We start from the raw sequence: 23,048 nt of genomic DNA, 5'->3' as shown, positions 1-23,048 counted from the left end.
CAGCAAGCCATGCGGCTACTGGGGTTCCGGCCGCTCCAGCCTTTCGTGATGCGTATAAACATTAAAAGAATCGCCGCGGATGAAGCCGACCACCGTAATCCCCAGATCATCCGCGAGCTGAAGGGCAAGCTGCGTCGGAGCCGATTTGGATAACAGAACGCCCACCCCGATCTTGGCGGTCTTCAGCAGTACCTCAGACGAGACGCGTCCGCTGAACACGAGCACCTTGCCTTTCAGAGGAATTCGGTGCTGCAGGCAGTGACCGTAAATTTTATCCAAGGCGTTGTGCCGCCCGATGTCGGAGCGGACGACCAACAGCTCCTCCGTGCTGGCAAGCGCCGCATTATGGACCCCGCCCGTGCTGCGAAAGTCGGAGGAGCATTGCTGAAGCTCGCGCATTAATGCAAGACATTGCTTCGCCGTGATGATCATTCGGGAAGTTATCGTTTTGGCCGTTCTGGCATCGTTATGGAAATAAAACTGACGGCTTTTGCCGCAGCAGGAGCCGATAAATCGTTTGTTGTACCAATCCTTGCCCGTATTATGGGGAGCTGCAAGCTCCACATCGGCAAAGCCGCGGTCCGCGTCCAAGGACAGCCTGCGGATCTCCTCCACCGACCGGATCATCCCTTCGGAAGCCAGAAATCCGACAACCATATCGTCCAGGTCGGAGGGAGAGCAGACGATCGTTGCGAATTCCTCGCCGTCCACCCTGACCGTCAGAGGATACTCCGCAGCCACCTCGTCCTCCCGCTCCTGCAGCCGGCCTCCATCATACTTCAATATCTTCCAGCCCGCCGTCACCGATTTCTCCATGCTCCGTCACTCCATTTCCGTCTCCAGCTCCGCAATCCGTTTCTCCACATACCGGGTATCCTTAAAGGCATGATACGTCTCCGCTTTCTCGACCACGGCCGCAATATTGTATTCCGGTATCCCTGCATGAGGCTCATAGACCCCTTTGGGGATCAGGCTGTTGCCCTCAGGCCAATGTACCTCGATATTACCCCTCCGGATGGGTACCGGCTTGCATCGCCCGTGCATCAGCCCATGGCGGTTATAGACCACGACGGCGTCTCCTGCCCGCAGGCCGATACTTCCGGCGTCCTCCTCGTTCATAAGCACATCATAGCGGTCTGCGTTGTTGAACGGATCCGTCTCGCTATAGATCATCGAATTAAACTGCTTGCCGCGGCGTGTCGTCACCATGAAATGCCCTTCGGGCTTGCGAAGCTCCGGCAGCTCAATCGGGATCAGCTGCCCGCGGCCGTCCGGCGTCGGACAAATCCCGTCCTCGCACAGCCAGGCTCCGCCCCATTGGAAGACGTCCCCCCGGTTCGCCAGATGCTGGATGCCGTCATAGTAGGGCACCGCCCTGGCGATCTCCTCCCGGATCTGCTGCGCTGTGGCAAAGCCCACCTTCTGCTGGTGCTGCGGGTCCACCCGGGCCGCAAGCTCGGCATAGATCGCCCATTCGGCGCGCGCTTCTCCTATTCTCGGCCCGTCGATCTCGGGAGAGAAATAGACCATCCGTTCCGTTGAGGTGGACGTGCCTCCTCCCGGCTGCTCGTACCGGGTCATCGCCGGAAGCACAATAACCGCTTCACGCGCCTCCGGGAGCGTGGACGTATTCAGCACGATATCCTGATGGACGCGGATATCGATCTGCTCCAGGCACCGCCTTATAAACTCCGGGTCCGGCATCGTCTCCAGGAAATTACCGCCGGACGTGTAGAATACTTTGAGTCTACGTTCGTGATCCTCCGGCAGAAGCGCATTCTCCAACGAAACGCCCACGATATCCCCCTGCCACTTTGGCAGCTCGAAGCCCCACAGACGTTCGATACGCTCTACGTCCCCTGCTTTGTAATCACCGCCCGGCAAGCTGAACGGGTCTGCCCCCATCTCCCCGGAGCCTTGCACGCCGCTATGACCGCGAATCGGCATCAAGCCGCAGTGTTCTCTGCCGAGAAACCCGCGGAGCAGAGCCAAATTCGCAACCTGTGATATATTATCCGTTCCGAACCGGTGCTGGGTCAGCCCCATACTCCAGACGAATACCGCCGAACGGGCGCCGGACAGCAGCCGGGCGAACTCGAGCATTCGTTCCCGGCTCAGGCCAGAGGACTTCTCCAGCAGAGCCCAGTCCTGCTTCATTACATGCGCCCTCAGCTCGTCGTACCCCTTCGTATGCTCGCGGACAAAGGCATGGTCGATTGCGCTGCCCGGCTGCGCTTCCTCCATCTCGAACCAATGCTTCATCACGCCGTTCATAAAGGCGATGTCCCCGCCGATGTTCACCTGGTAAAAGTCATCGGCCAGCTTCGTGCCAAACAGCGCCGATTCCGGGATAGACGGAATCCAGTACTGCTCCATGGAAGGCTCGTAGTAAGGATTGATCACGATAATTTTCGTGCCTTTTCGTTTGGCAGCATACATATATTTGGTCGAGACCGGCTGATTATTCGCCGCCACACTGCCCCAAAACACCAGTACATCCGTGCCGATCCAATCCTTGTAGTTGCAGCTGGATGCCCCTATCCCAACGGACCGCTTCAAAGCCGTTTTGGACGGGGAGTGACATATTCTGGACGCATTGTCAATGTTGTTCGTACCCAGCAGACGGGCTACCTTGGCTGCCGCATAATAGCATTCGTTCGTAATCCCTCGTGCCGTCAAATAAAACGCCAGCTGCTTAGGGTCGATCTCCCTGATTTTGCCGGCAATCGTATCTAGCGCCTCATCCCAGGATATTCGGGAGAATCGGGTCTCTCCTTTGCGGCGGATCAGGGGATAAGGGATGCGGCCGAGCTTGCGCAGCGCCGTGCTGTCGAGCTTCTCCAGCTCTCTGATATCCTGATGCAGCACCTCCGGACGAATGGCCGGCATCGTATTTAGCCGCAGTACATTCAGCCTTGTTGTGCACAGATGCGGCCCTTCAAGCGTTCGGTCGTATAAACCGGATACCCCCAAAGCGCAGCCATCGCACACACCCTGAGTTAAAATGCGATAGGCATAAGGCAGCTGATCGCGGTTCTCCCACGCAATCTTCATAGTCTCCTTAATATGATGCGGCTTTACCTGTCCAAGCCCGAACGGGGCCTTGCTGACCCACAGCTTGGGATCCGGCCGCTTCGGCAGCCGAATCGGACCGTTATGCTTCGTTGTTCCCATATGGATTCCCACCTATGATCTTGTTATTTGCAGCCTATGAGCCGGCAATGAAAAAACCGCAGCAAACAGCTTCTCTTTTTACATCTCATAAAAAAAGAAGTGTCTACTGCGGCGGTTAGTCTTAAGCAGGTACGCTGCCAAGTGCCAACGGCACAATATGAAATTATTTCTCGGCAAATTTGCTTTGAATATCCTGATCAAAAACGAAAATGGACATGCCAAAGTCTTTTTCCAGATCAATGTCGACGAACAGCTCCACAAATTTAGCCCCAAGCAGCTGCTCCATCTCTACCGGCGGATGGTTCTTGTACATTTCCTTCACCATCTCCGTTCGGGCGGTCCGCAGAGCCTGCTTGCCGTCGGTGCCGGAAGCAATAAATTTCTCAACCGGTGAAAGGTTGCCGTCCATCTCGCAGATCGCCCAATGCTTGCAGAAGGTCGTGCGGATTTCGCGGGGGCCTTTGCCCATATGGCGTTTTCGAAACGCTTTCACTAAATTGCTGAATTCCGCTTCGGTTTTGTTCATACATGGATAACCTCATTTACTTATCTTCAACCAAATTTTATCACGGAGGCCGGCTTTGTTCAATCCCAATACAAAATCGGCCTCCCCGCCATTACAGCGCATGAAGCCGATTCCGCATTTCATCTATTTCGATTCCTAATGGAGTTCTTACCTTCTATACGAGAGCTCTTCCTGAAACGATTACTGAGCATACTCGCTCTTTCCGGAATCGCCCCTGAATTGCTGCTTTAAAGGGATCATGGATTCGTCCGGAACGTAATATTTGAACGGATTATCATCAATCACACCCAGCAGCTGCTTGCGGATTGGCGATGCATCCTTTAAGAGTTTTTCCGATGCAGTTCGATAATCAATGGGTCGCATCCAAATCGGGCTGTAGCCTAGAAACAGCTGTCTCCGTGTAAAGCCGGAACGGTTAGGCGCACCGGCATGCCACAAATTTTGCGGAAAAATAAACACATCGCCGGGATTGCCGCAGATTTGGACTTCCTCCTGAAGCATATCGTCCACATTTTGCGAAACCGGCTGAAACGGCCGATTATGAGAGCCCGGGATGATCTTGGTGTTACCGCGATTAGGCTCGGACATATCGCTTAGGATATAGCATGTTTTAATATAGTAGGTGGACGTAACCCCATTGATTTTGGGAAACTGGGGATGCGGGCCATCCTGATGCCAGTTAATAAAGCTTTGCGATGCTGTTTTCTCATCCTGCGGATTCGGCTTGCGGATGGTCAAATGCGAAATATGCAGTTGAAGATTAGGGCCCAGCAATTGAACCATGAGCGGAAGCAAAGTCGGCTCGTCGATCAAGGATGCGATTTCTTCGTGACGCTCGACACTATTATAGATGTTATAAGCAAGGGCCTCCGGTTCTTGCGCAATGATTCCATCAATGGCCGCATTTAACCGCTCGACCTTCTCCGGTGTCAACACATTGCGCAGCACCAGATAGCCCTGATCCTGGAATTGGTTCACAAGGGCTTGCAAATCTAAGGACGACGAAGTCATGGAATAACACTCCTCTTTTATTATCATTGCGAAAGGGAGCCGCGGGGCTCCCGCCTCATACAGTCCAATAGCTATTTTAAATACCCGAGATCCTTAAGCTGCTTCTGTGCCGCATCCATATAGGCTTTATAATTCATCGACGTTTCGAGCGTTTTGAGGAAGCTGTCATACTCGCTAAGCGGTCGTTTGCCATAGATAAACTTCGCCAGCTCTTCTTCAATATACCGGTTCGCGTCTGCGGCATTATAGCCGTTCGGATAATCGACGAAGCCGTTCAGCGCCTGAATTCGCGGCTGCTTGTTGGCAAACTCGATAAAAGGAGCCTGCTTGGCGAACTTGACCTGCAAATATTCCATTTCCGGCCGTCCGGTGAACTGATACAACCAGAAGTACCCGCCTTCCTTGTTCATCAAATCCGTTGGAATGACCTTCGAGCCCTCCATGTTGTAATGCTTGCCTTTAACGCCATATTGCACGAGCAAAGATCCTGTATCCTTGGTAGATACATAATTAAGCAAATCGAATACCTTCTGCAGCTTCTCCGGATTTTTCTCCAGCGTCTTGGGTATGGCGAACAATCCCGCCGTTTTCCCGATATCCCATGAGCTGGCCAACTGGCCTCCAGGCCCTTTCACCGCATCGACCTGAACCCAGTTCGCATTCGGATTCACCGCTTTAATCTGATCTACGAACTGATCCTTCGTCATATTCGGCCAGTCAATATAAATGATCCCCGCCTGCCCTTTGATCGCCTTTTGCTGGTGCTGCAGCCCGGAATTCGCCATCAGCTCGGGATCTACCGCACCCGATGCCGTCAGCTTATTAATGAACGTAAGAGCATCCTTCATAGCAGGGTCGTACAGCGAATTGATCAGCTTATTGTCTTTCACGTAGAGGCTCGGGACATTTTCGGAGAACCCGATTCCATAAGCGCCGAAGATCGTATTGAATGCTCCGAATTTACCGCCAGTGATCCCAATCGTGTCCTTTTTGCCGTTGCCGTCCGGGTCTTTCTCCACGAATGCTTTGGCAGCCTCGAACAGCTCATCGGTCGTCTTCGGGATCTGCATACCAAGCTTATCGAGCCAATCCTTACGGATAAAATACGTATCGTAAGGGATTTGCGGCGTTTTGGAGACGGCATATACTTTGCCGTTCATCGTCCCTTTTTTCAGGCTTTCCGCCCCTATAAAGTCTTTGACTGTCTTCAGCTTCGAATCCATATACGGCGTCAGGTCAAGCAGCAGGCCTTGATCGGAAAACTGCTTCAGCTGCTGACGGTCTACCATGAACAAATCGGGGAAATTAGCGGAGGCCATTCGGACATTGAGCTGATTCTTATAATCGTCCCCGGACGCGTATACCGTCAAATTCAGATCCGTTCCGAGCACTTTATCCAGCTCCTGCTTAATGATGTCCTGATCGGGAGCAGGCAGGCCATTCGCATTCTCGATAATATCCAGCTTGACCGGCTTCCCCGAGGAAGCCGCTGCGGGCGTATCCTTACCTGCCGCCTGCTGTGCGGGCTTCGCCGTAGATCCGCTGTTACATCCAGCCAGAACGCTGCCGCCGACAATCATCATACTTGCGGAAACAATGAGCGCCTTACTTGTTTTGGTCAATGCCATCCCCTTCTTCCTTTATCTTTGATTAACCTTTGACGGAACCGAGCAGCATGCCTTTGGTAAAGTGCTTTTGAATAAAAGGATATATGATAATAATAGGTAAGCTCGCCATAACGACCGACGCCATCTGCATCGTTTCGGTAGGCAGCATGTTCTCCGCATTTTCAAGCGGTTGCTGCGTGAGCATCAACAGCTCGCGGATAATGACTTGAAGGGGGAACAATGTGCGGTCGGTGACATACATGATTGCTTGAAAGAATTCATTCCAATGCCCTACCATGTAAAACAAGCCAACCGTAAGCAGTGAAGGAACCGATAACGGGACAACCATCTGCATCAGAATGCGAAATTCCTTCGCTCCGTCCATCCGGGCCGATTCGAATAGCTCCTCAGGCAGGTTTTCAAAGAAGCTTTTCATAATAAGCACATTGAAGCTCCATACCGCATTGGGCAAAATCATAGACCATACCGAATCCAGCAGGCCTAGCGATTTAACAACCAGGTAGGTCGGGATCAGCCCTCCGCTGAAAAGCATCGTGAATACGACAAGCAGCAGGAAGACTTGACGGCCGGGCAGCATTTTGCGGCTAAGCGGATAAGCCATCAAAATGGTCAGCGCAAGATTAATCACCGTTCCTACTATGGTAATGTACACCGTCACCCAGAATGCGCGAGGAATAGCGGACTCGGTCAGCAGCTTCTCATAGGCGGTAAACGTCGCCGACTTGGGGAGTAAAATGAATCCCCCGTTCTTAAGCACCTCTGAAAAAGGGGTGATCGATACCGAGAAAACATACATGAGGGGAAATATGGCTGCCGCGCCCGCCAAGCCAAGCACCATGTACACCAGTACATTGATGAAGCGATCCTCGAAGCTTTTTACCATATCCCTTCCCCCCATTTCTTGGACAGCTGATTGGAGCCGATAACCAGGATCATGCCGATCACGGACTTGAAGAGCCCTACGGCGGCACCCAAGCTAAAGTTCAGCTGCTGCAGCCCGGTTCTGAACACCCAGGTATCCAAAATATCCGCAACCTGATACACTTGAATGTTATACAAAATATAAATTTGGTCGAAGCCTGCATCCAGAATGGTACCGAGCTTTAAAATAAGCAGAAGCACGATAACGTTGCGAATCCCTGGAATCGTAATATGCCATATCATCCTCAGCCTGCCGGCACCGTCCACTCTTGCAGCTTCATACAGCGTCGGATCGATCGCCGTCATCGCCGCCAAATAAATGATGGCTCCCCAGCCAAGGTCCTTCCATATTTCAGAGCCGACCAGTATCGTCCGGAAATAATCCGTAGAGGTCAAGAACCCGATCGAGCTGCCTCCCGATTCCACTAGCCAGCGGTTGACGAGACCCGAGTTTTGCGAGAATAAAGCAATCAGTACCCCATAAATGATGACCCAGGATAAAAAATGCGGCATGTACGTCAACGTTTGAACGACAGTCCTGAACCAGCGCACCCGGCATTCGTTAAGTAACAGCGCCATGAGAATCGGGGGTACCGTTCCGAAAACCAGCTTATACAGGCTGATGAGTGTCGTGTTCAGCAAAAGCTGAGAAAAGTATGGCGAGTTGAAAAACGTTTGAAAATGTTTGTACCACGGATCCGCCCATGAACTGCCGACAATCCCCTCCAGCATATTGAAATCCTTGAAGGCGATAATAACGCCGTACATCGGAAAATAGCGGAATACAATGTAATACAGGACCCCCGGCAGCAGCATGATATAAAAAGCCCGAAACCCCCATATCCTTCGGCGAAGCAGCTTCAGCCCCTGTTCCTTTTGCTTTATCATCTGTACGTCTTTTATCGAAAGCTGCCGCTCCACAAGATCACCTCCTCTTCATTTTGTATGCGTTTTCTTCTACAAAATTAAGTATACCGACCTGTTCTCAGAGGTTCTATACAGTGATCCTGCGAAACTGTCTCAATTCTTGCAAACGCTTTAATTGGTATGTATATAAGCCGGAATTTCAATCCGAATCAAGGTGCCTACGTCAGGCAAGCTGGCGATACGCAGCCCAAATTGTCCCCCGAAATGAAGCTGGATCCGCTCCTGCACATTCATGATGCCGATGCCGGTAAAGCGGTGCTTGCTGGGCGCCTTTTTGCGTTCGGAGAATACATTCTCCAACTGATCGGAGTCCATCCCCACCCCATTGTCGCGAAGATAAACAATAAGCCGTCCGCGCCGCAGTTCCGTGCGGATTCGGATCATCCCCTGGACCTTTCGCGGAGCTAAGCCATGGAAGATGGCATTTTCCATTAAAGGCTGCAGGGTCAGCTTTAAGATGCTGCAAGACAGCGTCTCAGGAGCGATCTGCATTTGAAAGGTAAACTTATCCCCGTAACGTACCGTTTGAATGTGAGCATACATCCGGAGTCCTTCCAGCTCTTCTTCCAGCGACACGAATTCACTGCTCTTGTCGAAGCTGAACGACAATAAGCCGACCAAAGAACGAATCGTCTCCCGCACGGCATCGGTTTTTTGCTGCTTGGCCAAGCTGCTTATGCAAGCCAGTGTATTATATAAGAAATGCGGCGCAATCTGGCTTTGCAGCATCTTAAGCTCGTACTGTTTCTTGCGCTGCTCCATTTCCTTTGTCTCTATCAGCAGCCCATGGATCCGCTCCATCATCGCGTTATAACTCTTGGCCAGCCGCCCGATCTCATCCTCCCGTTGAACGGATATGCTCGGCAGCACCTCAATATCGCGGACACGGTCCATTTTGGCTACGAGCATACGCACCGGATAAGTAATATAGCGGCTCATGATATAGGAGCTTATCAGCAACAGCAGAATCCATACCGCTGCAGCCGTCCTATAGTTGTTGTATAAACTAATGATGTTTTGATAAAAATAACGGTCTTCGATAAAAGAAACAAAGTACCAGCCAAGCTTATTCATCCCTGACTTGACAGCGACAAGCTTACTTCTTGCTCCGTCTATTTCTGTCACACCTACAGGCAAATCCCCTACCTGCTCGATAAAATCGCTGTTCAGATCCGGCGGAAAAACCTTCGTATTGTACGGCAGCAGATCATAATAAAACATCGGCCAGCTCGTATCGTATGTATTGACCACGTGATTTTTATTCGTAATAATCGTAAAGGTTTGATTCTTGGAGCTCATGAGCTGTAATAGCATGGTCGTTAGCCTCACTAAATCCACTTCCACGACAGCCATCCCTTTCAATTGATCGCCTGCTTTGGACCTAATAGGAAATAGGAAGGCGACCGTCTTGCCTGATAACGGAGATTCATACGGCTCGCTGATCATGACGCCGTAATTTTTACGGGCTTGCTCGTAGAGCTGAGCAAGATGCGGATTGCCGATAATATCGTAATAAACCTGGGTGTTGGACAGCACTTTACCGTCTGAACGTACGAAATATAAGGTTTTGTACAGTGTGCTGTTATTAGCTGCATAGGTGCGCAGTACATTGACTGCCTCCTCCTCTTGCCCTGGTTCGAATAGATCCTCCCGTGCCGAAAGCAGGAGAAGAATGTTTTGAACATTGTCCAGATAGGCGTCCATATAAAGGTTCGTGCGGTCAATTATCACCTGCGCGTCGGACAGCACCTGCTTCCGGAACAGCTGCTCCGCATCGTGTAAACTGTTCCAAGCCAGCAGCCCGAACAGCACCAGGGTGCCGCTAAAAAGAAACAACGAATGCTTCGTCGCTATGCTTCTGCTTCGAAACCATTTCAACAATCGTTTCATTCCCCGGCACCGCCTTTCTTATATTCCGTTGGAGAAACGCCAGTCCGGCTGCGGAAAAGTACAGAAAAATAGCGGTAGCTCGGAATCCCCACTTGCTCGGCAACCTCGTATACTTTCAGGCTTGTTGTTTGTAACAGATGAATGGCTTTGTCGATTCGCTTCATCGTCACATATTCATTGAACGACTCGCCTACCTCTTCACGGAATAATCTGCTTAAGTAAAAGGAACTGAGCCCTACCCGTTCCGCTGCCCACGTTAATGTAATCGGTTCTGCGATATGATTGGAGATGAGCTGTATCGCTTGTGCCACTTCTTTGCGATACTTCAGCTTCCCCCGGTTTTCCACCTCCCGAATGACCATCGACAGGAGCTCCGAAGCCGTTCTTGATGCTTGCAGCTTCTGGATAAGCTCCTGTTGTTGAGCGTTATCTCGCTCCCCCATCCATTCTTTCCGGTTGGAGATCAGCCACGACTTTAAGCCAGCGGGCTCAGGCCTTACTTGATTCACCCATTCCGTTAGCCGTCCCTGGCAAAATTCGATTAACAGCGCCTTATCGGCCGCTGTCTGTCTCATAAGCTCAGTCAGCATTTCAAAATTTAACGCATTGGATAGGGTTCCATCTACAGCCGATCGGCTGATTGATGGCCGGATCGTTCCTGAAGCCGCTGACATTTCATAAACAGCCCCCCCTGTATCATAGAAAACAGCCGCGGCTGGCAGCTTGGTAAGCTCAATGGCAGACAGCAAGTCTACCGCGGATGAAATGCTAGGCCCAATGACGGCATAGAGGCTTACGGCTTCACTTAAATAAGAGGCCCGCACATCGATGGCGGATTGAAGCCGCTCCAGCCACTGCCTGGTTGAGAGCAGTATGGTCGTCCCTGTTTCTGGGGCAGCCCGCTGGATCCATATATAATCCGTCGGTCCAAGCGTTATCCAACGCCAGCACGGATTGTCACGGTCATCGGTAAGCTCCCGCTCACTTAACAAAGACTGGAGCTCATGATGGGCGAACATTTCCTCCTGCGGCCGGACACTGACATGCAGACGGATAATCCTTATTGGCCATAAGACGCCCCAGCTTTTTAAAATGGCATCTATCGCTTCCACCCGTTTTGGTTCTTTGCCTGTGCTGCTTAACAGTCTTGTCAGCTCCCAGCGCTGCCTGTCTATTTCATTGCGCCTATAATTGTACTCCCGCTGAATAGCTTCACGGGCTTTATTCAGCACATGCTCCAGTTCCGTATCCAGCAGGGATACTTTGATCAAATATTCTAAAGCCCCCAGCTTCAATGCTTCCTTGGCATAGGCAAAATCACTATGACAGGTCAAGAGCACAACCTGCGTCAGCGGAAACTCCTGCTTGATCCGCCGAAATAAGTCCATACCATCCATAACGGGCATCGTAATATCTGTAATCACCACATCGGGTCTGAGCTTACGGCACAGCTCCATTGCTTCTTCACCGTTTTCCGCTTCCCCTACAAGCTCGGCGAGGCTGTTGTGCCATGGAAAGAGCCGAAGCTCCTCTCTTAACGGCAGTTCATCGTCTACCACTAACACGGTTAACAATTGCGATGGATGCATCCGCTATCCCTCCCAAGAAGACGCTTACAATCCAATAGTGATCTCATCATAGCATATCGATTTCGGAGCACCTATACAGTAATCTTGTAAAAAAGTATAAAATGCTGTTGAGCTTCGCAACTCTTTCATTTCACGTATTAAAGCAGGACAAATTCGAAGATATCAGTTCTATTTTTTCTAATAGATGCGGCCTGTCTGCTTTGGCCTTCAGTATAAAAACAAAGCGGCTTTCTTCAATCGTAAGGAAGCTGCTGTTGTTTCTATCGCCCAATGTTGGAAGACTTTGTGCCGTGAAATCTGTATAGGCACGTGCTACAATGAAGTGGCTCAAGAGAGCCCGGCAGGATGCACAACGAACCGGGCATGAGCAAACAAACAAAACTATCAGGCCGAAGCTTTCTATGAAAGCACGGGGGACCCATTCCATGGGGTGAAGCCGCGTCTTGCGGCAGGGTGCTTGCTCTTTGACCCGAATCCGTCAGCTAACCTCGCAGGCCGCGAAAAGGAGAGGATTTTGTTGTTGAACCGTTTCAAGAAAGTTGTATTGACAGGTGTACTGGCCCTTAGCCCAATCATCGGCGTTAGCGCCGTTTCCGCCGCACCGGCGAATACTGTGTCTGCTGGCGATTTGTCTCAAATCACTCAACAGTACGGAATCGATCTGAATTCCTTGCTGCAAGGCCAAGGTCAGAATCTAGGAAATATTGATTTGAATTCCTTGTTGAAAGGTCAAGAAGGAAAATGGCAAACGATTGGCTCCGGTAATAACCAAGGGCTGGCAGGAATCATCTGGAAAAACTTCCCTAACATGAACTTTAATTGCAACCCTGGTCAAGGTCAGGACCAAGGTACTACCGGCAATACGGACTCCGGCTCCGGTTCCGGCACTGTAGATAACGGCTCCGATAACGGTAGCGGTACTGCAGATAACAGCGGAACTACCGATAATGGCAGCGGAACTACCGAGAACGGCACTACGAACAATGGCAGCGGAACAGAAAATAACAGCGGTTCCCAAGAAGCTGTAACGGATTCTCAATCCGCCTTCGCGGACCAAGTCGTTACTTTGGTGAACCAAGAGCGTGCCAAAGCAGGTCTTCCTGCATTGACTTCCGACAGCAAATTGGCGAATATGGCCATGGATAAAGCTAAGGACATGTACAGCAACAACTACTTTGACCATACTTCCCCAACGTACGGTTCTCCGTTTGACATGATGAAGCAATACGGAATCAGCTACACCTATGCAGGTGAAAACATCGCCAAAGGCCAACGTAACCCTGAAGAGGTTATGAACGCTTGGATGAACAGCGCTGGTCACCGTCAAAACATCATGAGCCCTAACTACACCAAAATCGGTGTTGCTTACTACAACGGCGAATGGGTACAAGAATTTATCGCGAACTAATATTTCTTAGGATTTCACAGCCCTCGGCGCTTCATGCACCGGGGGCTTTGCCGTACATAGAGATCTTTTTTTTGCCAAGCGCCGAACCATTTTGAAACCGCTTGCATATACATAGAATAGACCCCTTATGAGGTGTTGATGGCTTATCTCAATTTTCGGGAGGTGTAATCATGGCGGTTAAAAATTTGTTGGCTGCGTTGATTGGTCTCTTGTTTGTCTTTGGCCCTCATTGGATTGATTTGACTCACGAAAGCGCCGTTATCACCAGTGTTGTCTTTGGTTCCCTTCAATTCATCGCGTCGCTTCTGGCTTTCATTTTCAAAGCATCGGGCTGGAATTCATGGCTGAATTGGATTTCGCTGTTGGCCGGCATTTGGTTTGTTATTTTTCCCTTCGCTTACTTAACGGGCCTGGGGGAATATGTCATCTACGTCGTACTTGGCATTACAAGCGTCATGCTGAATTATTATACGATGAATGAAGAATAAATAAATTTCCGTTATACTCCTTATAAAAACATTCTGATATACAATCGTCCCCGCTTCGTATATCGTAAGAATAGGCATCTATTCGAATGTAGGAGATGAGGAGTATGGCGCAATCGGAGCAAAGTCCATCAGTAAACGAGGTTTTTCTGCAAGAAAGCATTGAAGCGTTTCAAAGCATGAAGCAATTGGCCGACAAAGCGATGAAGCAAGTGGATGATTCCCAATTTCACTGCCTCCTTGATAAGGAATCGAACTCTCTTGAAGTGATGATTCTTCATATGCACGGCAATATGCTGTCCCGCTGGACGGATTTCTTGACTTCCGACGGGGAAAAGCCTACAAGAGACCGGGACGGCGAATTCGAGCCCAAAGGCTTGGATCGTCCTGCGCTGATGGCGCTGTGGGAGCAGGGCTGGAGCGTATTATTCGATGCGCTTTCCGGGCTAAAGCCGGACGATCTGCTGCGCCAGGTTGCCATTCGCGGCGAAGCCCATACAGTCATCAAAGCGATCCAGCGTCAAGTATCCCACTACGGGTATCATGTCGGCCAAATCGTATTTTTAGCCAAGCACTTGAGCAGTGAGCATTGGCAGACGCTCAGCACTGCCCGCGGACAATCCAAAGCCTTCAAGCCGTGAAAAGCTCCTATAAGCCTGGCCTTTGGCTTCTAGGCTGATTCCGGTACATGCCGGGATTATCGGAATTGAAAGCCGGTCAGGTCCATCAAAATAATTGCTGTAAAAGCTGCAAATTCCAAGGGATTTGCGGCTTTTTTCTATATTCGGCAACCATGCAATAAAAAGGCCGTATGTAACATAATAAGAAAAAGGAGAGCTGCCCAAAATGAAACTACTTACCGTTCAGCAGGCTATTGCGAAGCTTCGTGAGCAGATTTCTATCCCCGATACGCACGAATTGGTTTCCAGCGGCATTTTTCGCAATTCTTCGCCTGAACAAGCCCCCTACTATAAGGTAGAGCTCGAGTGGAACAAGCAAGGCGAACCGAGGCTGGACGACAATATGCTCGTGAACCCGCACACGATTCGGGCCGAGCTGGATGCCCTGACCGGCCAGCTGGTTGCTTTTTACCGCCATGACGATAGAGAAAGCAATAAGGAACCGAAAGAAGAGCTCAGCGATGCTCAATATGAAGCCGTCTATCCCCATGTGCTTCAATGGATCCGCAAGCTGGATGCAAGAATCAACCCCGAGGAACTGGTTCTGCGCAATAAGACGGTAATTGGACAAAAACGCTATGATTTCGTCTATGGCAGGCAGCATAACGGGATTCCGGTTAGCACTCAGCAGGCTCTTCATATCACATTGAACCGTTCCTTCGAGCTGCTTCATTACTGGTGCGTATGGGACGATTGCGAATTTGCGGGCAGCAGCGAATACATCCCTATGGATATATTCAAGGAGCAGCTAGGGCCAGACCAGCTGACGCTCTGCTATTTGAATTTGTTTCATCCCTCGGATCATCCCTTCTATCTATGCAGGCATGATGTATTTGATGCTGTAACGGGGGAGTTGGTTTATACGGATAAAAGCGATTTTATCGAAATTATCGATTTGGATACGTCTTTGCCGGAGCGCAATCAAACGGTTCATATCGTGCGTAAGCCCGTCTTTTCCGAGGCACATTATGATGAGTTAAAGCTGGAGGAGCATGTCACGGACGTGGATCTGGCGGCGCCGCATCCCTTCTACCCGCCTGTATCGGAGGAAGAAGCCGCCCGCGCTCTGGACATCGCCGTATCTTATCTCAAGCAATCCGTTTCGGAGGAGCCCTGGCAGTTCGCTTTTATTCATAAATCGGACGGCCGAATTGTAGAGAGCATGCAGGGAAATCAAATCAAGATCGAGATGCAGCGCTTCCTTCACGGGATTCCTATCATGGGCGGCAAGATCGGACTGATTATAGACCGGGACACCTGGAATATCTCTCATGTCATGGATGCCTTGAAGCTGTTCCAGGCCAGCCGCGGCGACGCGGATAAAGAAGCAAGAAGCAATCTCGGGTGCTGTGAGCCTAAGATTGTAGCCGAAACCGCATGGGAGCTGCTATTTCCTCATATCGAGGCCAGGCTGTCCTACCGGCTGGCTGACAGGCATTCGCCCGAAGAGACCGTTAAAGCGTGTCTTGTCTACACACTGACGCATTTCGATTCGATTTGCGATGCCGTCACAGGGGAACGGGTCCATTTAACTTATTGAGCCGCCGCCAAATGTACTGACGCCCCATTTATCGGGTAAGGGCATTGATCCAAGCACTGGGGCTCCCCCTTACATATACTTATTTTGGGAATAAGCAATACCCCCTTCCAAAACTAAGCATATGAGAGGAGAATTTCAAATGAGTGGTGTAGGTTTCGGATTTACTAGCGTAGGTGTTATCCTGGTTCTCTTTATCTTGTTGGTTATCGTAACCCGCGGTGTGCTTTACTAATCTATAAGGCCGTATTAAGACAGAACAACCTGCCTTTGTTGAATCAGGGCAGGTTGTTCTTTATTTCATTATACCGTACCGTAAAGCCTGTCCTCCTTACTTGAAGGGGTACAGGCTTTCTCCTTGCACGGTATTATGCTTTGTTGGACTGAGCTCGCGCTCTGTCGCCTAGCGGCAGGAACGGAAGTTTTGCAGCGATCTTATTGTAAATCCCTATGCACAGCTTGGCCAGCGGCTCTGCAAAGCCGCGATATTTAACGACCAGCATGCTGGACAGCAGGGCAAGGATGATCCCTCCGGCGATATCCGCAGGATAATGAACCCCTGTATACACGCGTCCGATGCCCGTGAGGCTGGCCAATACTATCATCAATATTCCCATCCGGCGCTTCAACAGCATGCATACCGTGAAGGCAATAGAGAACGTGAAGGTCGTATGGTCGCTTGGGAACGACGGATCTGCGTCATGGGGAACCAATTGATGCACCTGATGCTCTACGAACGGTCTCGGATGATCAACGATAGGTGAAATGATCCACCCGGCAACGAGAATTGCCAAGGCCGCTGACAGGCAGGCGTAGAATACTCCTTTTTGATTCACGCTGCGGCCGCTGATCCACAGCACAGCCAGAATGAGCAGCATAACCCAAACCAGATCGCGGGCACAGAACACCATCACGCTGTCCAGCCAGCCGCCCTGTCCCGCCCATTGATTAATAAATTGAAAAATCGCGTAGTTCAAAAGTAATCCCCCATCCAAATCAAGATGACGGGATCAGTATAAAGCATAAATCTTAATAATTTATTAATAATTCATTAAAAAACGTGTATCGCGGCAAACCATCATCTTCCACCGTATCAATGGATGCTGCTTTTGTCAAAATTACCTCCCAGCACATCGGATACCTGCTGAATGGAAATAAAGGCTCTTTCGTCTATTTCCTGAACGAGTGCTTTCAATTTGCTCAGCTCCAGCCGCGTAACGACGCAATAGATCATTTGGGTATCCTCCTTGGAATATCCTCCCTTGGCGTAAATATACGTCGTATTGCGGCCCAGCCGCTTCATGATCGCATGGGAAATTTCCTCATATTCATTCGAGATGATCGTAACCGATTTGGATTCCTCCAGACCTTGAACGACAATATCCATGACCTTGGAAGCGATGTAATAGGTGAAAATGGAATACATAGCCGAGTCCCAGCCGAACACAAAGCCGGCCAATATAAAGATAAACACGTTGATGAACATGATGATCTGACCGACAGGCAATCTGAATTTTTCTGACAGCAGGATAGCCACAATCTCGGTGCCGTCCAGCGACCCGCCGAACCTCAGCACCAGACCGACTCCCAACCCGAGAATGAGCCCTCCGAACAAAACGGCCAATATTTTCTCGTTGGTAAAAGGCTCTACATGATGCAATAAAGCTGTGACTACGGACATCAAGGCAATCGCGTACAGTGTAGAGAACGCAAACGTCTTGCCGATCTGCTTGTAGCCGACGACCAGGAAAGGGAGATTGATAAAGAAGATAAATAACCCTAACGGAAACGCCGTTAGTTTGGATAGCACGATGGAAATCCCGGTAATCCCCCCGTCGATAACATCGTTAGGCACCAGGAAAACCTCAAGGGCTACGGCCATCATCACCGCACCGATGGATATAAAAATGAAGGCCTTCAAAAATTCAAGCCAAGTTTTCTTTTTATGTACCCGGTTGTTCATTTTCCCTACCTCGTTCTCTTTTTTAACCATAGCGTTCGCTTTTTTTTCGTAAAAAAACCAACTTTTTTGAAAGAGGGACGGGTTCTTCAAAACCTCATTGTCGACAACGCCAAAAGAACCGTACGTTCAACGCACGGCTCCTAACTTATTGCGAGGCTATGATTATATAAACGATGGCTTGCGGTTCATCACTTTTCCGCTGATGACGTGAACGTATTCCTTGTCGCCGCCTTCAACGGAAGGTCCGATAAAGACGCCCGCTTTGGCATCATGCTCTTCGCGAGCCGTACCCAAGTCGGCAGAGCCTGGAGCAGCCCACCGTCCCGCTGCGGATCCGTAAATCGAAGTCCGTTTAAACCCTGCGCTTCTGTTCATCTGAATCCCCTCCAACTAAGTGACTAATGGTTGCCAGCAGCTCTTCGTTATGATGGACGATCTCTGTAAGATCCTCCTTGGATAATACTTTCAGTCCCGAAATATGCACGGATAACACATGCTCTTTATCTAGAGGATAACATAGGACATACACCTCGGCAACCTCTTTCCGCCGCAAAAATTCCCAGGTGCTGTTCAAAAAGGCTTCCAGCACGTATATTTTCTTGTCGTTCTTCTTCTCCGCGTATGTCTGGAACCGGTAAAACTTGCCTCTCCCTACATTCCCTCCCACTTGGCGGACGCCGTCATTCCCTTCCTTCTTCCAAATGGCCGCCCCGGTCACCCGAAACCCTTCGGGAGTAAGCAAGGAATTGCGAACGGCCTCGCTGAAGGAATGGTACTTCTCCTCCGGATCGGCAGCCGTCACATTCCGATTATATTCCCAGAAGAAGTGAAGGATGCTTTGCTTCCTCTCGAGCTCGGCTTCCTTCTCCGCAAGAAGCTGGTAAGGATCGGTGAAGGTCTGCTCGTCCTCGATAGCCTTGGCAATGTAGCCGCAAGCGACATCGACTGCCGCCAAATAATTGCCGCGTACCGCTTCATGATAAGTGAGCAGAGTTAACCCCTGCAAATCGGATAAAATATGAAAGTCCTTGATCGTCGTATCCCGGATGAGGTCATCCCGCTCCTGCACCGATCTCGGGACCAGGGCGAACACGCGGCTGCGCCGCAGCTTTCCCCAGAACAGCCCCATCTCGAACAGCGTATTGTCCCGGGTAATAAATACGTATTGTCCGCGATAAAGAGCAACGTCGTCCGCCGCAAACACGAACACTCCGAAGTCGCTTAGATCCAGCTGCTGCTCCAACGCTTCCATCGTGTAGGAATTGGCCCCGAATGCCGTATACCATGGAGTCACCTGGGCCGAGCGGCTTAGGCTTTCGTGAACGGCCCGCGCATAATGTATCGCTTCCCTTGAGGAGCCGATGAACAGCTCCGGTTTTCGGTCTTGCCTCGATACCGACAACGGACACTTCCCCTTTTCAAGATCAATTCTCTAGTCTCCGGTAAACCGATCCCATGCTTGTATCTCTATTAGTGTAGCAAAATTTTCCTGTTCTGTTGATAGTCCCTTCGAAGTTTTTTTATCAAACAGCAGCGACATCAATTTCCATAAAATACACTTGCATAAAGAACATGTGTTCGGTATATAATAAGAATTAAATACGAATACATGTTCGCATTACGGTGGTGTCATTTATGAGTATCAATCCAAGAGTAGAAACCGAAGAAGATATTCAAATCATCAAGGAATACACCCTGCTGCCCATTCTGTTGGATATGCTGGCGAGAGATATCGAGGAGCTGAACCTGTACAAGGACAAAATTGTTTATAACCATGTGATTTTTTATCTCAGGGAAGTCGAACGCTCCATTTATCCCGAGCTGCAAGCCCTTAAGAACAGGATGAGGGAGCGAAGCATCAAGGTGCTGCACACGGAGATGAATACACTTGGCATCGATGTGGAATATAAGGTCCGCGGTTACATCCATCATTTTAAAATGCTAAGAAGCCTGGTAAAAGCGGAGCTTATGACTACGCTTATGAATTTGCGGAGGCGGTTAAAATGATCACGAAGGGCGAGAGAACGATTTTTCTGGCGGACTGCCAGAGCTTCTATGCCAGTGTGGAAAAGGCGGACCATCCCGGGTGCAGGGATAAGCCCGTCGCTGTGGCCGGGGATCCGGCGCGCCGTTCCGGCATCATCCTGGCGGCCTGCCCCATAGCCAAAAGCTATGGAGTCACTACCGCCGAGCGGCTGGGCGAGGCGTTGAACAAATGCCCGCAGCTCGTGGTCATGCGTCCGCGCATGCAGCATTACATCGACGTCTCTCTCATGATCACGGAGATTTACAAGGAATACAGCGACCTGGTTGAAATTTTTTCAATCGACGAGCAGTTTCTGGACGTCTCCGGAAGTCTCGGGATCTGGGGAGATCCGCTGACGATAGCCCGATCCATCCAGCAGAAGGTGCTTCAGCAAACGGGAGTAAAAGTAAGAATCGGCATCAGCTCGAATAAAATACTGGCCAAAATCGCGACGGATATCTGGGCAAAGAAGAGCGATAGCGGCTTGTTCATCCTGCGCAAAGAGGAAATCGAAAATAAGCTTTGGCCTGAGCCGGTACAAAAAATGTTCGGCGTCGGGTCCCGCATGATGAAGCATTTCGCGCGGCTCGGGATGTTTACGATCGGGGATATCGCGAGAACCCCGCTCCCCCGCTTGAAGGAGAAATTCCGGGCTCGCTTCGGCAAGCAAAGCGATATTCACGCGGAGGTCATGTGGAGAACGGCTAACGGCCTGGATGACTCCCCCGTCACCCCCGGGACGTTCCATACGCCGCCCAAATCGGTGGGCCATATGATGACTCTGCCGAGAGATTATATCGAGAACAGCGAGGTAGAGACGATTCTGCTCGAGCTGACGGAGGAGGTCTGCCGCGACTGCCGGCGCAAAGGATACATGGGCGGTGTCGTATCGGTCAGCTGCATGTGCAGCCCCTACGAGGCTCCGACCGGATTCTCGAGGCAAATGAAAATGCCCGATCCGACGAATAATACCAGTGCGGTCTTCGAGGCCGTCAAAACCTTGTTCTACCGTCATTGGGATAAGATGCCCGTACGACGCCTCGGCGTTATGCTGAGCGGGTTAACGGACGATGAAGTATACCAGTTGACTTTATTCGAGGATCAACCGAAATTACGGGCACTGGACCGGGTCACCGATCAGATCAAGGAACGTTACGGCAGCGCGGCCATCGTAAGAGCGTCCTCAGTAACCGCCTCCGGGCAAGCGTTCGAGAGGGCACAAAAAATTGGAGGGCACTATAAATGAGCAAGAAACTCGAAGGGAACGGATTATGGGAATCAAGCCGCATGATGCTTCCGCAGCATAAAGAGCAGTCCCTTATTCGAAAAGACGCGCCGGCCCCGCCCCCCGAGCCGCCGACGAACAAGGAAATGGACATGATACGGGACTCCGTCCTGCTGCCCGTCGCGCTGCAAATTGTTGAAAAGAAGAGCATCGAAGTCGAGATGTCCACCCAGACATTGAAGCTCCTCTATTCCGCCGCTGCCAAAATATTAGCGAGACATATCCGCGAGGATGTCATGAAGAATAAGAGAGCTTTGCTGGAGCGGCACATTCAGGTATTTGAAGATACGAAGGACGACAACTCGCTGTGTTATCGGTACAGCTGCCGCGGCCGTGAAGACCGTTTCATTATGACAAAGGACTTTATCCGTTCGGAGATCAGCGTAAGAATCGGCCGCTATGCCAAAAGCCTGGTCGCAACGCTTCAGGAAGCCGCTAGCAGCCATAAAGTAAAATAGCCCCATATAACGTCCAAAAGCCCGACGGAGCACTCGGCTGCTCACTTCGGGCTTTTCTCAATAAATTCGATAAGTTCGGGGCTTCGCAGCATCCCATGACGGGTCCGTCCCCGGCATTGGACGCGAGCCCTGATTTCAGGCGCAAGATGAACAGTATGCTCATCCTCCTTGACGGCAAGCTTGCCTGCCATTGAATGGAAAAGCTGCATCTGCTTTTCATTCACACCCGACTCTATCAGTCCGACGGACTGCTTCGCACCATCCTCCTCGATACAGGCAAACAAGCCGAACGGCTCCTTCCGGTAACCCGAAATGACCACATCGACATATTGGTAATTGGGGATTCGGACCCAATCGTGCGATACTCTCGATACATAAGGGCTGTTTTTATGCTTGGCCATCATGCCCTGCATGGAGGAAGCAACGATAGATTGAAACAGCTCTTCTCCGTACGCTTCCGTCTGCGGAACGAGCTGAAACCGTTCATTTTGCTGCAGCAGCGATTCCAGAAGCGCCCGCCGCTTGACTAAAGGCATAGGCCTCAGATCACGGCCCTTATGAAATAAGATATCCCAAATCATATACTGTGCCGGTCTTTGTAAAGAAAAAGCCTGAATCCGCTTCTTCTGCTTCAGCTGCATTCTTTCCATCGCCAATCCGGCATCGGCCATTCCACTGTCTGGATCTATACAGTACAGCCCCCCGTCCAGCACGACATCTCCCTCCAAGGGAAGGCGGTGCAGCTCAGGGTACTGCTTGGTGCATTCAAGTCCGTCCGCCGTAAAGAGACGAGTCTCCTTCCCGCGCCTCGACAATATTATACGCTGCCCGTCGATCTTAGGCTCGAACACATAAGCCTGATCCGAAAAGGGAGTCTCCCGGCAATCCGCTAGCATCGGCGAGATAAACATACTCATCACCCACAATCATTTTAACATGAGCGGAGTGATGAATAATTAGGGAAAAGATGGGGAATCTAAAATTACCCTAACATGGAAGGAATGATGATTAATGGCACGTGGACAATCCAGAAGCAGCAACCAGATTATCGTACAGCAATCTGCAGGTGCTCTAGAGCAATTAAAGTATGAGGTAGCGCAAGAATTAGGCATTCAAATTCCGCAGGACGGCTATTACGGCTACATGGCTACCCGCGATACCGGTGCGATCGGTGGTCATATGGTTCGCCGCTTGGTGCAGATTGCCGAGCAGCAGCTTTCCTCCGCCTCCGGCGTACGCTTTCAATAGGATCGGCATAACCCATCTTCAATGATGGGTTGAGTCTATTGAAAACCTGTAGAGCTTAAACTACTGCCGATATATTCCGGTGGGATATACCCCTCCAGCCGCTGTTGAAACCCGTGAAATGTCCATTATGTTTAGCAGTATTTTCACGGGTTTCAAAGGCGGACGTAAACTCCTCCGAGGCACATCCCACCTCCATATGTTGCATAGTTCACGCAAAAGTTTTTCAACAACCTGCCCCATCACCAATGATGGGTTATTTTTTTGGGATAATGACAGGGTCGGTGGCGGAGCT

22 protein-coding genes and 1 riboswitch are annotated in these 23,048 nt (G+C 50.5%); of the genes, 8 read left to right on the top strand and 14 right to left on the bottom strand.

The window, feature by feature from the left end; translation table 11 throughout:
- Window positions 1-15 precede the first annotated feature (15 nt).
- From fdhD to B1728_RS02115, 9 genes are all read right to left on the bottom strand, one after another.
- A complete protein-coding gene (fdhD, locus tag B1728_RS02155) occupies window positions 16-816 on the bottom strand; it encodes a formate dehydrogenase accessory sulfurtransferase FdhD (RefSeq protein ID WP_079908520.1) in 801 nt (266 codons plus the stop codon).
- Between the two features lie 6 nt (window positions 817-822).
- Window positions 823-3,174: an FdhF/YdeP family oxidoreductase gene (locus B1728_RS02150; RefSeq protein ID WP_079908519.1), complete on the bottom strand. Its 2,352-nt coding sequence runs from the start codon at window positions 3,172-3,174 to the stop codon at window positions 823-825.
- Window positions 3,175-3,337: 163 nt separating this feature from the next.
- Complete coding sequence (locus B1728_RS02145) at window positions 3,338-3,700, bottom strand: Na-translocating system protein MpsC family protein (RefSeq protein WP_079908518.1); 363 nt, start codon at window positions 3,698-3,700, stop codon at window positions 3,338-3,340.
- A gap of 180 nt (window positions 3,701-3,880) precedes the next feature.
- Entirely contained in the window at window positions 3,881-4,711 is an 831-nt protein-coding gene (locus B1728_RS02140) for a phytanoyl-CoA dioxygenase family protein (protein WP_079908517.1), read from the bottom strand.
- Between the two features lie 71 nt (window positions 4,712-4,782).
- Window positions 4,783-6,339, bottom strand: coding sequence for an extracellular solute-binding protein (locus B1728_RS02135; protein WP_079908516.1), 1,557 nt, complete (start codon window positions 6,337-6,339; stop codon window positions 4,783-4,785).
- Between the two features lie 22 nt (window positions 6,340-6,361).
- Entirely contained in the window at window positions 6,362-7,222 is an 861-nt protein-coding gene (locus B1728_RS02130) for a carbohydrate ABC transporter permease (protein ID WP_079908515.1), read from the bottom strand.
- Entirely contained in the window at window positions 7,216-8,076 is an 861-nt protein-coding gene (locus B1728_RS02125; protein ID WP_377741466.1) for an ABC transporter permease, read from the bottom strand. The genes B1728_RS02130 and B1728_RS02125 overlap by 7 nt, the downstream gene beginning before the upstream one ends.
- Window positions 8,077-8,298: 222 nt before the next feature.
- Window positions 8,299-10,077, bottom strand: a complete 1,779-nt coding sequence (locus tag B1728_RS02120; protein WP_079908513.1) for a cache domain-containing sensor histidine kinase — start codon at window positions 10,075-10,077, stop codon at window positions 8,299-8,301.
- Window positions 10,074-11,666: a response regulator gene (locus B1728_RS02115; protein ID WP_079908512.1), complete on the bottom strand. Its 1,593-nt coding sequence runs from the start codon at window positions 11,664-11,666 to the stop codon at window positions 10,074-10,076. The genes B1728_RS02120 and B1728_RS02115 overlap by 4 nt, the downstream gene beginning before the upstream one ends.
- Window positions 11,667-12,043: 377 nt before the next feature.
- A riboswitch (cyclic di-AMP (ydaO/yuaA leader) is annotated at window positions 12,044-12,178 on the top strand.
- Window positions 12,179-12,186: 8 nt separating this feature from the next.
- On the opposite strand from B1728_RS02115, the gene B1728_RS02110 reads away from it, so the two are divergent.
- The 4 genes from B1728_RS02110 to B1728_RS02095 all read left to right on the top strand — a co-directional run bounded on the left by B1728_RS02110 (window position 12,187) and on the right by B1728_RS02095 (window position 15,779).
- On the top strand, window positions 12,187-13,074 hold the full coding sequence (locus B1728_RS02110; RefSeq protein WP_144027755.1) for a CAP domain-containing protein: 888 nt from the start codon (window positions 12,187-12,189) through the stop codon (window positions 13,072-13,074).
- Between the two features lie 170 nt (window positions 13,075-13,244).
- On the top strand, window positions 13,245-13,562 hold the full coding sequence (locus tag B1728_RS02105; protein WP_079908511.1) for an SPW repeat domain-containing protein: 318 nt from the start codon (window positions 13,245-13,247) through the stop codon (window positions 13,560-13,562).
- A 104-nt stretch (window positions 13,563-13,666) separates the two neighbouring features.
- Window positions 13,667-14,200 carry a DUF1572 family protein gene (locus tag B1728_RS02100; RefSeq protein ID WP_079908510.1) on the top strand — a complete coding sequence of 178 codons (534 nt, stop codon included), beginning with the start codon at window positions 13,667-13,669 and terminating at the stop codon, window positions 14,198-14,200.
- A 205-nt stretch (window positions 14,201-14,405) separates the two neighbouring features.
- A complete protein-coding gene (locus B1728_RS02095) occupies window positions 14,406-15,779 on the top strand; it encodes a YcdB/YcdC domain-containing protein (RefSeq protein ID WP_079908509.1) in 1,374 nt (457 codons plus the stop codon).
- 365 nt (window positions 15,780-16,144) lie between these two features.
- Here B1728_RS02095 and B1728_RS02090 read toward each other — a convergent pair whose 3' ends face one another.
- The 4 genes from B1728_RS02090 to B1728_RS02075 form a co-directional block, all read right to left on the bottom strand.
- Complete coding sequence (locus B1728_RS02090; protein ID WP_179135843.1) at window positions 16,145-16,753, bottom strand: undecaprenyl-diphosphatase; 609 nt, start codon at window positions 16,751-16,753, stop codon at window positions 16,145-16,147.
- A 116-nt stretch (window positions 16,754-16,869) separates the two neighbouring features.
- Window positions 16,870-17,739 carry a YitT family protein gene (locus B1728_RS02085; RefSeq protein ID WP_079908959.1) on the bottom strand — a complete coding sequence of 290 codons (870 nt, stop codon included), beginning with the start codon at window positions 17,737-17,739 and terminating at the stop codon, window positions 16,870-16,872.
- 162 nt (window positions 17,740-17,901) lie between these two features.
- Window positions 17,902-18,114: a hypothetical protein gene (locus B1728_RS02080; RefSeq protein WP_079908507.1), complete on the bottom strand. Its 213-nt coding sequence runs from the start codon at window positions 18,112-18,114 to the stop codon at window positions 17,902-17,904.
- The gene (locus B1728_RS02075; protein WP_079908506.1) at window positions 18,092-19,141 is read right to left on the bottom strand and encodes a TIR domain-containing protein; all 1,050 of its coding nucleotides are present in this window, start codon (window positions 19,139-19,141) and stop codon (window positions 18,092-18,094) included. The genes B1728_RS02080 and B1728_RS02075 overlap by 23 nt, the downstream gene beginning before the upstream one ends.
- Window positions 19,142-19,374: 233 nt before the next feature.
- Here B1728_RS02075 and B1728_RS02070 point away from each other — a divergent pair, with 233 nt between their 5' ends.
- The 3 genes from B1728_RS02070 to B1728_RS02060 are packed head-to-tail and all read left to right on the top strand — an operon-like array spanning window position 19,375 to window position 21,508.
- Entirely contained in the window at window positions 19,375-19,746 is a 372-nt protein-coding gene (locus tag B1728_RS02070) for a YhjD family protein (RefSeq protein ID WP_079908505.1), read from the top strand.
- The gene (locus B1728_RS02065; RefSeq protein WP_079908504.1) at window positions 19,743-21,011 is read left to right on the top strand and encodes a DNA polymerase IV; all 1,269 of its coding nucleotides are present in this window, start codon (window positions 19,743-19,745) and stop codon (window positions 21,009-21,011) included. The genes B1728_RS02070 and B1728_RS02065 overlap by 4 nt, the downstream gene beginning before the upstream one ends.
- A complete protein-coding gene (locus B1728_RS02060) occupies window positions 21,008-21,508 on the top strand; it encodes a YhjD family protein (protein WP_079908503.1) in 501 nt (166 codons plus the stop codon). The genes B1728_RS02065 and B1728_RS02060 overlap by 4 nt, the downstream gene beginning before the upstream one ends.
- Before the next feature lie 41 nt (window positions 21,509-21,549).
- Here the strand turns inward: B1728_RS02060 and B1728_RS02055 are convergent, their stop codons facing one another.
- The gene (locus B1728_RS02055; RefSeq protein ID WP_079908502.1) at window positions 21,550-22,425 is read right to left on the bottom strand and encodes an ATP-dependent DNA ligase; all 876 of its coding nucleotides are present in this window, start codon (window positions 22,423-22,425) and stop codon (window positions 21,550-21,552) included.
- A 94-nt stretch (window positions 22,426-22,519) separates the two neighbouring features.
- Between B1728_RS02055 and B1728_RS02050 the strand changes: the two genes are divergently transcribed.
- Window positions 22,520-22,756: an alpha/beta-type small acid-soluble spore protein gene (locus tag B1728_RS02050; RefSeq protein ID WP_079908501.1), complete on the top strand. Its 237-nt coding sequence runs from the start codon at window positions 22,520-22,522 to the stop codon at window positions 22,754-22,756.
- Window positions 22,757-23,048: the final 292 nt, after the last annotated feature.

Source organism: Paenibacillus sp. 32352, assembly GCF_002042965.1.
Taxonomy (GTDB): domain Bacteria; phylum Bacillota; class Bacilli; order Paenibacillales; family NBRC-103111; genus Paenibacillus_S; species Paenibacillus_S vulneris.
This window is presented reverse-complemented; position numbering and strand designations above follow the sequence as displayed.

Bases quoted from the DNA above. Each gene is read 5' to 3' on its own strand.
- fdhD (WP_079908520.1), bottom strand. From the start codon at position 816: ATGGAGAAATCGGTGACGGCGGGCTGGAAGATATTGAAGTATGATGGA.
- B1728_RS02150 (WP_079908519.1), bottom strand. From the start codon at position 3,174: ATGGGAACAACGAAGCATAACGGTCCGATTCGGCTGCCGAAGCGGCCG.
- B1728_RS02145 (WP_079908518.1), bottom strand. From the start codon at position 3,700: ATGAACAAAACCGAAGCGGAATTCAGCAATTTAGTGAAAGCGTTTCGA.
- B1728_RS02140 (WP_079908517.1), bottom strand. From the start codon at position 4,711: ATGACTTCGTCGTCCTTAGATTTGCAAGCCCTTGTGAACCAATTCCAG.
- B1728_RS02135 (WP_079908516.1), bottom strand. From the start codon at position 6,339: ATGGCATTGACCAAAACAAGTAAGGCGCTCATTGTTTCCGCAAGTATG.
- B1728_RS02130 (WP_079908515.1), bottom strand. From the start codon at position 7,222: ATGGTAAAAAGCTTCGAGGATCGCTTCATCAATGTACTGGTGTACATG.
- B1728_RS02125 (WP_377741466.1), bottom strand. From the start codon at position 8,076: ATGCTGCTGCCGGGGGTCCTGTATTACATTGTATTCCGCTATTTTCCG.
- B1728_RS02120 (WP_079908513.1), bottom strand. From the start codon at position 10,077: ATGAAACGATTGTTGAAATGGTTTCGAAGCAGAAGCATAGCGACGAAG.
- B1728_RS02115 (WP_079908512.1), bottom strand. From the start codon at position 11,666: ATGCATCCATCGCAATTGTTAACCGTGTTAGTGGTAGACGATGAACTG.
- B1728_RS02105 (WP_079908511.1), top strand. From the start codon at position 13,245: ATGGCGGTTAAAAATTTGTTGGCTGCGTTGATTGGTCTCTTGTTTGTC.
- B1728_RS02100 (WP_079908510.1), top strand. From the start codon at position 13,667: ATGGCGCAATCGGAGCAAAGTCCATCAGTAAACGAGGTTTTTCTGCAA.
- B1728_RS02095 (WP_079908509.1), top strand. From the start codon at position 14,406: ATGAAACTACTTACCGTTCAGCAGGCTATTGCGAAGCTTCGTGAGCAG.
- B1728_RS02085 (WP_079908959.1), bottom strand. From the start codon at position 17,739: ATGAACAACCGGGTACATAAAAAGAAAACTTGGCTTGAATTTTTGAAG.
- B1728_RS02080 (WP_079908507.1), bottom strand. From the start codon at position 18,114: ATGAACAGAAGCGCAGGGTTTAAACGGACTTCGATTTACGGATCCGCA.
- B1728_RS02070 (WP_079908505.1), top strand. From the start codon at position 19,375: ATGAGTATCAATCCAAGAGTAGAAACCGAAGAAGATATTCAAATCATC.
- B1728_RS02065 (WP_079908504.1), top strand. From the start codon at position 19,743: ATGATCACGAAGGGCGAGAGAACGATTTTTCTGGCGGACTGCCAGAGC.
- B1728_RS02060 (WP_079908503.1), top strand. From the start codon at position 21,008: ATGAGCAAGAAACTCGAAGGGAACGGATTATGGGAATCAAGCCGCATG.
- B1728_RS02055 (WP_079908502.1), bottom strand. From the start codon at position 22,425: ATGAGTATGTTTATCTCGCCGATGCTAGCGGATTGCCGGGAGACTCCC.
- B1728_RS02050 (WP_079908501.1), top strand. From the start codon at position 22,520: ATGGCACGTGGACAATCCAGAAGCAGCAACCAGATTATCGTACAGCAA.